General features: G+C 73.3%; 10 protein-coding genes. 6 read left to right on the top strand and 4 right to left on the bottom strand.

The genetic code is table 11. The annotated features are described in order from the left end of the window. Nucleotides 1-77: 77 nt before the first annotated feature. On the bottom strand, nucleotides 78-869 hold the full coding sequence (locus GEV43_RS22440) for a hypothetical protein (protein ID WP_160822359.1): 792 nt from the start codon (nucleotides 867-869) through the stop codon (nucleotides 78-80). Nucleotides 870-1,165: 296 nt separating this feature from the next. Between GEV43_RS22440 and lpdA the strand changes: the two genes are divergently transcribed. Together lpdA and ddaH are read left to right on the top strand one after the other, a co-directional pair. Further along, the gene (lpdA, locus tag GEV43_RS22435) at nucleotides 1,166-2,569 is read left to right on the top strand and encodes a dihydrolipoyl dehydrogenase (protein WP_160822358.1); all 1,404 of its coding nucleotides are present in this window, start codon (nucleotides 1,166-1,168) and stop codon (nucleotides 2,567-2,569) included. A 279-nt stretch (nucleotides 2,570-2,848) separates the two neighbouring features. Continuing rightward, the gene (gene ddaH / locus GEV43_RS22430) at nucleotides 2,849-3,697 is read left to right on the top strand and encodes a dimethylargininase (RefSeq protein ID WP_241683748.1); all 849 of its coding nucleotides are present in this window, start codon (nucleotides 2,849-2,851) and stop codon (nucleotides 3,695-3,697) included. 19 nt (nucleotides 3,698-3,716) lie between these two features. Here the strand turns inward: ddaH and GEV43_RS22425 are convergent, their stop codons facing one another. Continuing rightward, nucleotides 3,717-4,991 carry a nitrate/nitrite transporter gene (locus GEV43_RS22425; RefSeq protein ID WP_160822356.1) on the bottom strand — a complete coding sequence of 425 codons (1,275 nt, stop codon included), beginning with the start codon at nucleotides 4,989-4,991 and terminating at the stop codon, nucleotides 3,717-3,719. Nucleotides 4,992-5,087: 96 nt separating this feature from the next. On the opposite strand from GEV43_RS22425, the gene GEV43_RS22420 reads away from it, so the two are divergent. After that, a complete protein-coding gene (locus GEV43_RS22420; protein ID WP_175250115.1) occupies nucleotides 5,088-6,107 on the top strand; it encodes a transcriptional regulator in 1,020 nt (339 codons plus the stop codon). A 30-nt stretch (nucleotides 6,108-6,137) separates the two neighbouring features. On the opposite strand, the gene GEV43_RS22415 is transcribed toward GEV43_RS22420, so the two are convergent. Next, nucleotides 6,138-7,571: a wax ester/triacylglycerol synthase family O-acyltransferase gene (locus GEV43_RS22415; protein WP_160822354.1), complete on the bottom strand. Its 1,434-nt coding sequence runs from the start codon at nucleotides 7,569-7,571 to the stop codon at nucleotides 6,138-6,140. A 255-nt stretch (nucleotides 7,572-7,826) separates the two neighbouring features. On the opposite strand from GEV43_RS22415, the gene GEV43_RS22410 reads away from it, so the two are divergent. Then, on the top strand, nucleotides 7,827-8,504 hold the full coding sequence (locus tag GEV43_RS22410) for a uracil-DNA glycosylase (protein WP_160822353.1): 678 nt from the start codon (nucleotides 7,827-7,829) through the stop codon (nucleotides 8,502-8,504). Nucleotides 8,505-8,698: 194 nt separating this feature from the next. On the opposite strand, the gene GEV43_RS22405 is transcribed toward GEV43_RS22410, so the two are convergent. After that, nucleotides 8,699-9,559, bottom strand: coding sequence for a hypothetical protein (locus GEV43_RS22405; RefSeq protein ID WP_241683008.1), 861 nt, complete (start codon nucleotides 9,557-9,559; stop codon nucleotides 8,699-8,701). Between the two features lie 134 nt (nucleotides 9,560-9,693). Here GEV43_RS22405 and GEV43_RS22400 point away from each other — a divergent pair, with 134 nt between their 5' ends. Beyond that, entirely contained in the window at nucleotides 9,694-10,467 is a 774-nt protein-coding gene (locus GEV43_RS22400; protein ID WP_160822351.1) for a 1-acyl-sn-glycerol-3-phosphate acyltransferase, read from the top strand. Between the two features lie 53 nt (nucleotides 10,468-10,520). Continuing rightward, nucleotides 10,521-11,693, top strand: a complete 1,173-nt coding sequence (locus GEV43_RS22395; RefSeq protein WP_160822350.1) for a DUF5925 domain-containing protein — start codon at nucleotides 10,521-10,523, stop codon at nucleotides 11,691-11,693. Nucleotides 11,694-11,709 lie beyond the last annotated feature (16 nt).

Genomic DNA, 11,709 nt, shown 5'->3' with positions numbered 1-11,709 from the left:
TCTGCCCCAAGATCGGCTACGCCTAACGTGGAGCGCCGGGCCGGTGACGGGGAGCGAGAACGCCGGGAGGCCGCCTGCTACCGCTTCCCGCGCTCGCGCCGGCCCCTGGCCTTCCCGGCGCCCGCCGCGGTGCCCGCGGCGCCGCCGGAACGTTCCCCCTGTTTCCCGTTCGACGCCTTTCGGGCGGAACCTCTTCCGGCCGGGGCGCCGTCTTCGGACCCGTCCTGCCGCGCTCCGGCCTCAGCGAGATCGGCCTCGTCCAGCTCGACGGTCGTGCCCGTCCGCGCCGAGTCCTTCGCGGCGCCGAACGCGTCGGGCGCGTCGTCGGGAGTGTCGTCGGGGGTGGCGGCCGTGCCGGTGGCGGGCGTGTCGGCGGTGGACGTCTCGGCCGTGGTCGTCCCGGCGCCGGACGAGTCGCCCCCGGCCGGCGCGGCCGGCTCCTCCGGCTCCTCCGGCCCGTCCGCGAGTTCCGGGAGGTCGGGGAGTTCGGGCAGGGCCGCGGTGCGCTGCGGGTCGTCCTCGCCGAGCAGGTCGTCCTCGGGGATGGCGAGCAGGGCCTGGGTCGTCTGCGCCTCGCGGGTGATGACGCCGCTCGCGAGCACGGTGTTGCGGTGCCGCAGCGCGCCGTTCTCGCGGAGCAGGTCGTCGACCTCGGCGCGGGCGCGGCCGATCCGCTTGGCCATCCGCAGGTGCACCAGGAACCCGCCGGCGGCGAGGCCGAGGATGAACCCGGCGACCGGCAGGCCGACGAGCGGCGGGGCCAGCGTCGCGGCCACCGCGGCGATGACCAGCGCGACGACCGCCGCAAGTGCGCCAAAGTGCTGCTCCGCCCAGTCCAGGACGGTGTTGACGCGCTTGGGAATCCTCACTCGTCTATCCTCCGTTTCGGCTGGGCAGGGGCGGGCTCGCCGCTCGCCCGGGGGCCGCTCCGCCCTGCCGCCAACGACGTGGCGGTCCGCCGGGTTCCGCGCCCCGGCCGGGATCGGCCCTTCCGCCGGGATATCTCCAAGGTCACCGGCGTATCACGAGAGCCGGGACGAAACCCTAACAGCAAGTGACGAAGAACCTCCAACGGTGGTCCTCCGGTCACGGGCCGTGGCCGCACCGCCCCGCCCGGCCCCGGCCGGGATGCGAGGAGGGCCCGGCGGCGAATATCGTCGTTAGAATGAGCAATCACTTTGACGTCGTGGTCCTGGGCTCCGGTCCGGGTGGATATGTCGCCGCGATCCGGGCGGCGCAGCTCGGGCTGAAGACGGCGATCATCGAGGAGCGGTACTGGGGCGGCGTCTGCCTCAACGTGGGCTGCATCCCGTCCAAGGCGCTGCTGCGCAACGCCGAGCTGGCGCACATCTTCACCCAGGAGCAGGACAAGTACGGGATCAAGGCCGAGGGCCCGGTCTCGTTCGACTACGGCGTCGCGTACCAGCGCAGCCGGCAGGTCTCGGAGAAGCTCGTCAAGGGCGTCCAGTTCCTGATGAAGAAGAACAAGATCACCACGTTCGACGGCCGGGGCACGTTCACCGACCCCAATACCCTCCAGGTGGCGAAGGCCGACGGGTCCACCGAGACGGTCACGTTCGGCAACTGCATCATCGCGGCGGGCGCGCACACCAAGCTGCTGCCCGGCACCTCGCTGTCCGAGCGCGTGGTGACCTACGAGGAGCAGATCCTGTCCTCGGACCTGCCCGAGAGCATCGTCATCGCGGGCGCGGGCGCGATCGGCGTCGAGTTCGCCTACGTGCTGCACAACTACGGCGTCAAGGTCACGATCGTCGAGTTCCTCGACCGGATGGTGCCGAACGAGGACGCCGACGTGTCCAAGGAGCTGGCCAAGCGCTACCGCAAGCTCGGCGTCGAGGTGCTGACCTCCACCCGCGTCGACTCGATCGACGACTCGGGCGCCAAGGTCAAGGTCACCGTCACCGGCAAGGACGGCGCGCAGAAGGTGCTGGAGGCCGACAAGGTGCTCCAGGCGATCGGGTTCCAGCCGAACGTCGAGGGCTACGGCCTCGACAAGACCGGCGTGCGGCTGACCGAGCGCGGCGCGATCGACGTGGACGGCCGCTGCCGCACGTCCGTCCCGCACATCTACGCGATCGGCGACGTGACCGCCAAGCTGATGCTCGCGCACGCCGCCGAGGCCATGGGCATCGTCGCCGCCGAGACCATCGCGGACGCCGAGACGATGGAGCTCGACTACGTGATGATCCCGCGCGCCACGTACTGCCAGCCGCAGGTCGCCAGCTTCGGCTGGACCGAGGCGCAGGCCAGGGAGCAGGGCTTCGACGTCAAGGTCGCCAAGTTCCCCTACAGCGCCAACGGCAAGGCGCTCGGCATGGGCGAGGGCGACGGCTTCGTCAAGGTGATCAGCGACGAGCGGTACGGCGAGATCCTCGGCGCGCACCTGATCGGCCCGGAGGTCACCGAGCTGCTGCCGGAGCTGACCCTGGCGCAGCAGTGGGACCTGACCGTCCACGAGGTGTCCCGCAACGTGCACGCCCACCCGACGCTGGGCGAGGCCGTGAAGGAGGCCGTGCACGGCCTGGCCGGGCACATGATCAACCTGTAGGACCCCGGGGAGGCGGGCGGGCGGCCGCGTCCGCCGCCTCCCGACGCGCGGGCGGGACGGCGCGGCCGGGACGGCGCGGCCGGACCGCCCGCCCGCGCGCAACGATCCGCCGTTCCGGCCCGCAACAAGCAACGAAACACCTGCTCAGCGCAAGAACGACGCATTGGATCCGGGGTCCCGGCTTTCTAGGCTTTCGATCATCGGGACGGCTCGCCGCCGTCCCGGACGTCCCGTCCTCACGACCGGAAGCCTGGAGCCCACATGTCCGTTTCGCCGGCGATGGAGCCGAGCACCGCGCCCGCCCCGGTGGCGGTCCCGACACGACGCCACTACCTGATGTGCCGCCCCGAGCACTTCGACGTCACGTACGCGATCAACCCCTGGATGGACCCGGCCGCGGGCGCCGACGCGCGCCGGGCCGTCGCCCAGTGGGAGGCGCTGCGCGAGGCGTACCTCGGGCTCGGCCACGAGGTCAGCCTGATCGAGCCGGTGCCGGGTCTGCCCGACATGGTGTTCGCGGCGAACGGCGGCCTGGTCGTCGGCGGCCGGGCGTACGGCGCGCGGTTCACCCATCCCGAACGGCGCGCGGAGGGCCCCGCGTACATGGACTGGTTCCGCCGCAACGGCTTCCCCGACGTGCTCGAACCGGCGCACACCAACGAGGGCGAGGGCGACTTCCTCACGCTCGACCGCGTGATCCTCGCCGGGACGGGCTTCCGCACCGACCTCGCCGCCCACCAGGAGGCGCAGGAGTTCCTGGGCCGCCCCGTGGTCACGCTCCGGCTGGTGGACCCGCGCTTCTACCACCTGGACACGGCGCTGTTCCCGCTGGACGGCGAGAACGTGGCGTACTACCCGGGCGCGTTCTCGCCCGGCAGCCGCGCCGTTCTCGAACGCCTCTTCCCGGACGCGCTCATCGCCTCCGAGCGCGACGCGGCCGTCCTCGGCCTGAACGCGGTGAGCGACGGCCTGAACGTCGTCGTCAACGCCGAGGCCGGGGACCTGATCGCCGCGCTCCGGCGGCTCGGCCGCACGCCGGTGCCCGTGGACCTGTCCGAGCTGCGCAAGGCGGGCGGCGGGCCCAAGTGCTGCACGCTGGAGCTGCGTCCGGCCGCCGCGCTGCCGTGAGAGGGCGGGCGCGGCCCCGCTAGCGCGGGACGCGGCGGTCGCGCAGCGCCTCGCGGAGGGGGCGCACGAGCACGCCTTCCTCCGCGAGGACCCGGCGGGCGAGGACGCGGCTGCGCAGCACGCCCGCGATCCCGACCGCCCAGATGAGGGCCTGGACCGTCCAGGCGGCGCGGAACGCCTCGGGCGTGAACTCCCGGCCCGGCGACATCGCGTCCAGCACGAGGCCGATCAGCAGGATCGCGAGCAGCGCCGCGACGAACCCGCCGACGTTGACGATGCCGGTCGCGGTGCCCTGCCGTCCGGGCGGGTTGAACGTCCGGGCGAAGTCGAAGCCGATCATCGCGCCGGGGCCGCCGAGCGCGAGCCCGAGCACGAGCACCACCAGCAGCCACGCGGGCGCCGGGGGCGGCACGGCGAGCACCGCGGCCCACACCGCGACGTTGACGCCGACGATGCCGAGCACGAGCGTGGAGCGGCGCAGCGGGTAGCGGCCGACCAGCCGCCCGATGAACGGCCCGGACACCACGTTCATCAGCACGAACAGCGTGAGCAGCGCGCTCGCCGTGGCGGGCGCCATGCCCTGCCCGCTCACCAGGTAGGGAAAGCCCCACATCAGCGCGAACGTGTTGGACGAGAACTGGGTGACGAAGTGCGACCACAGGCCGAGCCGCGTCCCCGGGTGCCGCCACGCCTGGACGAGGTTGCGGCCCACGTGCGCGAGCGGGACCGAGGCGGTCCGTTCGGCGCCTGGCGGGGCGTCGCGCAGCACCGCGAGCGACAGGACGGCGACGAGCACGCCGAGCGCCGACGCCGACCCGAACGCGGTGCTCCAGCCGGGCCCGTGCAGCAGCGCGACCAGCGGGACGGCGCTCAGCACCTGCCCGAGCTGGCCGAGCAGCCCGGTGAGCTGGGTGACGAGCGGCACCTGCCGTCCGGGGAACCACGTGGTGACGACGCCGAGCACGCTGATGAACGTCATCGCGTCGCCGGCGCCGACCAGCACGCGGGCGAGCACGGCGGTCGGCACGGCCGTGGAGAACGCCATGATCGCCTGCCCGGCGGCCATGCACAGCGCCCCGGCGGCGACCATGCGGCGCGGGCCGAACCGGTCCAGCAGCAGCCCGACCGGCACCTGGAGCCCGGCGTAGACCAGGAGCTGGAGGACGGTGAACGTCGCGAGGATCCCGGCGGAGGCGCCGAACCGGTCGGCGGCGTCCTGGCCGACCACGCCGAACGAGGTCCGGTGGAGCACGGCGACGACGTAGGCGAGGACGCCCACCCCCAGAGCGCCCACGCGGCCGGGGCGGCCTTCCCGGCGCCCGTACCGTCCTGGGGTCTTTGGGGGGTATGCACGAATAAACACTTTAGGTGACGTTCTAGGGTGGGGGCCGTGTGGGAGCGGGTGCGCGCGCGGCTCCGCGAGGAGCGCCACGGCCTCGGCCTCAGGGCCGCCGGCCTCTACCCCGGCGTCCCGCGCGCCGGCGCGACGGAGCTGCTGACCGCGCCCGGCTGGCTCCCGGACGCGCCCGTTCCGCTGGAGTCCGTACGGGTGGAGTGGGACCCGGCGCCGCCGCCGCCCGCCGTGGCCGACCCGAAGGACGGCCTGCCGCCCGGCCACCGCACGTACGCCGAGGCCATGGCCGCGCTCGCGCCCCCGGCCGTCTTCGAGGACCGCCCGTCGTACCGCCTCCTCCACGCCGCCCTCCCCGCCCCCTCGGGCCCGAACACGGGGGCGGTGCTGCGGCTGGGTCCGGCGCGCTACTTCGACGGCGTGAACGTCGGGGAGGCCGTCGCGCACGAGCTGGCCGCCGGAACGGACGGGCTCCCGCTCCGGACGCGGATCGGCGACCCGTGCGACCTGTCCCGCCGCGCCGCGCTCCTCGCGATCACGACGCTGACCGTCACGGAGTCCGGCCGGTACGTCCGGCACTGGCGGGACCCGGCGAAGGTCGCCCACGCGGGCGGCCTCTTCCAGGTGATGCCGGTCGGGATGTTCCAGCCGCTCTCCGGCGGGCCCGGCGACCTCGACCCGTGGCGCTGCATGGTCCGCGAGTACAGCGAGGAGCTGCTCGGGACGGGCGAGGACTACGGCGACGGTTTCGACCAGGAGTCCTGGCCGTTCCACCGGGCCCTCACCGCGGCGCGCCGCGACGGCCGCGTGCGCGTGCACTGCCTGGGCCTCGGCGTGGACCCGCTGACGCTGGCCGTCGACCTGCTCACCGTGGCCGTGTTCCGCGACGAGGCGTTCGACACCTTCTTCGGCGAACGCCTCGTCGCGGAGAACGCGGAGGGCCTCGTCAGCCTGGCCGCGTTCGACGGAACGGTCCCCGAGCCCGTGCAGCCCGCCGGCGCCGCCGCGCTGGACCTGGCCTGGCGGCACCGGCGGGCGCTCGGCGTCCGCGCCGGCTGACGGCGCGGCGCGGGGCGCGGCCCGGCGGGGTCAGCCGCGGCTGAGGGCCTTGAGCTCGTCCACGGCGTCGGCGAGGTGGTCGATGATCTCGGACGGGTTGGGGATCAGGTCGCGGCAGGCGACGACGCCGACGTCCACCGTCCCGTCGTAGGAGAACACGGTGATGTTGAGCCCGCCCGTGAGGTCGGAGACGACCGAGATCGGGTAGTAGCCGAGCACCTTCGCGCCGCACAGGTAGAGCGGGAACTGCGGGCCCGGCACGTTCGAGACGATCAGGTTGAACGGGCGGAGCGGCGCCTGCATCGCGAGCCGGGTCACCGGCCCCGCGATCGCCGCCGGGAGCAGGCCGCTCAGCTCCCGCACCCAGCTCCCCGACGAGGCGGCGAACCGCCGCTTGGCGAGGTCCAGGTCGGCGCGGACGGCGGCGTAGCGCTCGGCCGGGTCGGCGAGGTGGGTGGCGAGCGGCGCGGTCATCAGCGAGACCTGGTTGCCGCCCTCGTCCTCCACTCCGTTCTTGCGCAGCGAGACCGGGACGCCCGCGACGAGCGGCCCGTCCGGCAGCTCGCCGCGCTTGTCGAGCCAGCCGCGCAGCGCGGTCGCGCACAGGGCCATCACGACGTCGTTGACGCTGCCGCCGAGGGCCGCGCGGATCTGCTTGACCTCGGCGAGCGGCACCTCCCCGAACGCGACCGCCCGCCGCCGCCCGACCGGCAGGTTGAACGGCGTGGGCGGCGCCGCGACGCGCGGCGCCCTCGGCACCTCCTCGCGGCGCAGCGCGCCGTGCACGACCTGCGAGACGAGCCCGACGCCCGGCAGCGCCGCGACGCCCGGGATCTCGTCGAGGTACGGGGCCGTGCGCGCGACCGACAGGGCGGTGCGCAGCGGATGGGCGGCGGCCTTGAGCAGGCTCGTGCCGACCATGCTGAACGGGCCGGGCGCGCGGGCGGGCTCACCGTCGTCGGCCGGGAGCTCGCGCGGCTCGGGCGACAGGTCGAGCAGCGCGCCGAGCGTCTCGGCGGCCATCACGCCGTCGATCGCGGCGTGGTGGGCCTTGACGTACACGCCGGTCCGGCCGCCCTCCAGGCCCTGGATCAGGACCATCTCCCAGAGCGGGCGGGAGCGGTCGAGCGGCGTCTCGTGCAGCATCGCGACGGCGTCGGCGAGCTGCCGGTCGCCGCCGGGCGCGGGGAGGCCGATCTCCCTGATGTGCCGTTCGGGATCGAAGTCCGGATCGTCCTCCCAGTACGGGCGGTCGAGCCGGAGCGGCACCTGGGCGAGCCTGCGGCGCAGGGGCTTGGCCGCGAGGTGGGCCCGCTCCCGGACCAGGCCCGCCATCATCTCCACGGTCAGCCCGCCGCCGGGGCACGCCGCGGCGTCCACGACGCCGAGTCCGGCGATGTGCGGATGGACGGTCCCGGTCTCCGCGTTGAGGAAGGTGGCGTCCACGGTGGTCAACTGGCTCATGCTGCATCCCGTCCGCTCGTCCTGCGCCTGCCTACCCCCTAGGAGTTATGCAGTCGAGCGCCGTTGGTCAATGAGTGCTGTCAGGAAGTAACGCCGACTTAACGGGACGTTTCATCCCATTCATCTGCACTACGCCGGAACGGTGGGAAACTTCCCGCGTTCTTCCGTCCCGATGTGGTCAGAGAACCTCACAGAACGTGATCAAGACCGCGTTCCGCGAACGCCGCCATGATCACGACGTTAGGGTGGTGCGCCATGACGGGACGACCACTCTCGGAGATCGTCGAGGCGGGATGGGCGACCGCCCTGGCCCCGGTGGCGGATCGGATCGCCGCCATGGGCGAGTTCCTGCGCGCCGAGGTCAACGCCGGCCGCCGCTACCTCCCGGCGGGCGACCACATCCTGCGGGCGTTCACCCAGCCGTTCGACGAGGTGCGGGTGCTGATCGTCGGGCAGGACCCCTACCCGACGCCCGGCCACGCGGTCGGGCTCAGCTTCTCGGTCGCGCCGGACGTCCGCCCGCTGCCCGCCAGCCTGGTCAACATCTTCCAGGAGCTGAGCGACGACCTCGGCCTCCCCAGCCCCTCCACCGGCGACCTCTCCCCGTGGACGGACCAGGGCGTCTGCCTGCTCAACAGGTCGCTGACCGTACGGCCCGGCAGGCCCAACTCGCACGAGGGCAAGGGCTGGGAAGAGGTCACCGAGCAGGCCATGCGCGCGCTCGCCGCCCGCGGCCGCCCCCTGGTCGCCATCCTGTGGGGCCGCAACGCCCGCAACCTCAAGCCGCTCCTCGGCAACGTCCCGTGCGTCGAGTCGTCGCACCCGAGCCCGAGGGCGGCGAGCTACGGCTTCTTCGGCTCGCGCCCGTTCAGCCGCGCCAACCAGCTCCTGGAACGCCAGGGCGGCAGCCCGGTGGACTGGAAGCTGCCTTGATCAAGCCCCGGCCCGGTCCGCTCGCCCAGGGGCTCGCTCCCTGACCGTTGCTTTGCGAGTGCTGCATCGCTTCGCGATCTGTCCGGGCGAGGCTCGCCTTCGGCCTCGCCTCGCCCGGACAGTTAACGCACTCGCGCGACGGCTGAGGCCCGCGCGGGCTGAGGTGGGCACCTGGCCTCCGCGGGGCGCTCCGGTCAGGCTTCGGGGAGGCGGGCCAGGAGGGACGCGAACTCCGCCGAGCCCTCCGACTCCTCGCCGGGGGCGAGGGGGGTCAGGCGGCGCTCCCCGTGGCTCCAGTAGACGCCGGGCGCGCACGGGTCGTCGGCCGCGGCGTGCATCTCGCGCACCACGTCGGCGAAGACGGGCAGCACCTCGCGGACGGCGGGCGCGGTCGTGATCGGGTAGAGCAGCAGCGTGCTGTGGGACGGCACCCCGACGAGCGCGCCGTGCTCGTTCGGGCCGGGCAGGAACTGGTCGACCTCGCTCAGCAGCGCCGACACGTAGCGGCTGCCGGGCTTGGTCACCACCCGCACGTCGCGGCCGGGCAGCAGCGGCTGGTCGCGGACGGCGACGTCGGCGAGCTCGCGGTCGTGGGTGTTGGTCATCACGTAGCCGAGCTTGCGCAGCCCGAGCAGCCCGGCGCGGGCCTTGGTCAGCGGGCCCCCGTACCTCGGGTGCTCGATCATCACCATCGCGTCGAAGTGGTCGCCGGCGGGCACCACCACCAGGCCCTCGCGGTCGCGCGGCGCGAGCTTCGGCACGATGCGCAGCCGCAGCAGCTCGCGCACGTCGCCGAACAGCTCCATCTCGCCGACCGCGAGGAACGCGCGGTCGCCGACCTCGCGGACCCACTCGCGGACCAGGCGCGGCCAGGCCCCGCGCGGCTCGCGCGCGCAGCGCTCCAGCACCGTCCACGTGGACGCCCGCGCCTCGGACCGCCCGACCGGCAGCACCACCTCCGACGTCCCGGAGTCGAACCAGGCGGTGGGCGCCACCACGGGCAGCACGTCGCGGATGAGCGCGTGCACGTCCGCCGCCGCGTCCAACGGTTCCATGCTCATCCCCCTTCACCCGATCACGTCACAACCCAACCTTCTCAGAGTTCCGGCCCGCTGTGCGATCCATCGACGGGTCCGCCTTACTGACGGGTCCCCTCGCTGATCATCGCAGCCTCAAGTACGGTGCATCCATGTCCGATATCGTGTATCCACCGGTGATCAAGACGGCTCTGGGGCTGTTCAAGGCGCTGAACCTGAAGTTCCGTCTGGAGGGGACCGAGAACATCCCCGGCACCGGCGGCGCGGTGCTCGTCTCCAACCACGTCAGCTACCTGGACTTCATCTTCGCCGGGCTCGCCGCCCACCCCGCGGGCCGCCTCGTGCGCTTCATGGCGAAGAAGGAGATCTTCGACAACCGGATCGCCGGTCCGCTGATGCGCGGCATGCACCACATCCCCGTCGACCGCGACGCCGGCGCCGCGTCGTACAAGGCGGCGCTGAACGCCCTCAAGGGCGGCGAGATCATCGGTGTCTTCGCCGAGGCGACGATCAGCCGCTCGTTCACCGTCAAGGAGATCAAGAGCGGCGCGGTGCGGATGGCCGTCGCGTCGAAGGTCCCGCTCGTCCCGGTCGCGATCTGGGGCCCGCAGCGGATGTGGACCAAGGGCCGCAAGAAGCGGCTGCTCCAGCGCAACGTCCCCGTGACGATCCTCATCGGCGAGCCGATGCACCCGAAGCGCGGCGACGACTACGACAAGGTGACCGAGGAGCTGCACTCGCGCATGTCCGAGCTGCTGGAGAAGGCGCAGCGCGAGTACCCCGACGTCCCGGCGAAGGGCGAGACGTGGTGGCAGCCCGCCTACCTCGGCGGTACGGCCCCGACGCCCGAGGAGGCCGCCGAGCTCGACCGCCGGGAGGCCGAGGACCGCAAGGCCCGGCGCGAGTCCCGTCCGGACGCGGGCTGAACGCCGGGTAATTGGGTGGACGGCCGTAGTCGCGCGCGCGGATCATCGTTGCCATGACGGTGTCGCGGAAGGAGCCGCAGGAGATCCTGCATCTGGTCGAGCCACGGGAGACCGACGACGATCCCGGGGCCGGCCTGACGCTGCCCGTCATCCTCAACCTGAACGACGCCAACTCCCCGGCCGACGTGATGGACGTGCTGTCGCTGCGGCGGTTCGCGTCCGGCGAGCAGCCGTGGTCGCGGTCGGCGCGGCTCGACCACGTCAAGCCGTCCGCGCCGCTGCGCCCGGACGACGCGCGGGTCCTGCGCGTCGCGCGCGAGGAGGGCAAGGAGTCGACGCTCGCCGAGGGCGACGGCTGGACGGTGCTGACCAACCGGTGGAAGCACGGCAGCGCGTACGTCGCGGTGTCGGCCGTCACCGACGAGCTGGCCGAGTCGGTCCTCGCCGAGTGCGTCCGCGACGCGACCGAGCCGCCGAAGACCAGCGAGAACGTCGAGATGGGGTTCTGGCACCTCGGCTCCCGCGGGCCCGTCCGCACCGAGCGGGCGATCTCCGCCGACCCGTGGGAGACGATCCGCGGCAACTACACCGCGCGGGTGGCCGAGGCGTTCGACGAGGTCATGAAGATGACCCGCGACGACGTCTCGGGCCGGCTCCTGCTGCTGCACGGCCCTCCGGGCACCGGCAAGACGACCGCGCTGCGGGCCCTGGCGCGCGCGTGGGGCAAGTGGTGCGTGGCCGACTGCGTGCTCGACCCCGAGGCGCTGTTCGGCGCGACCAGCTACCTGATGGAGGTCGCGGTCGGCGAGGACGACGACGAGGAGGAGAACCGCCGCTGGCGGCTGCTCATCCTGGAGGACTGCGACGAGCTGATCCGCGGCGAGGCCAAGCAGTCGACCGGGCAGGGCCTGTCGCGGCTGCTCAACCTCACCGACGGGATGCTCGGGCAGGGCCGGGACGTCCTCGTCGCGATCACCACCAACGAGGACCTGGCGCGCCTGCACCCGGCGGTCGTCCGCCCCGGGCGCTGCCTGGCGCAGATCGAGGTGGGGCGGCTCAGCCGCGCCGAGTCGCAGGCGTGGCTGGCCGCGTCCGCCCCGGGCGTCGAGGTCCCCGCGTTCGGTCCGGAGGGCGCGACGCTGGCCGACCTGGTGGCCCTGCGCAACGGCGAGAAGCGCGCTGAGCGGCGCGACGACGCGTCCGAGGCCACCGGGTTCTACCTGTAGCCGCGCGGGCTCCCGC

This window comes from Actinomadura sp. J1-007, from assembly GCF_009793335.1.
In the GTDB taxonomy this organism is placed as follows: domain Bacteria; phylum Actinomycetota; class Actinomycetes; order Streptosporangiales; family Streptosporangiaceae; genus Spirillospora; species Spirillospora yumaensis.
This window is presented reverse-complemented; position numbering and strand designations above follow the sequence as displayed.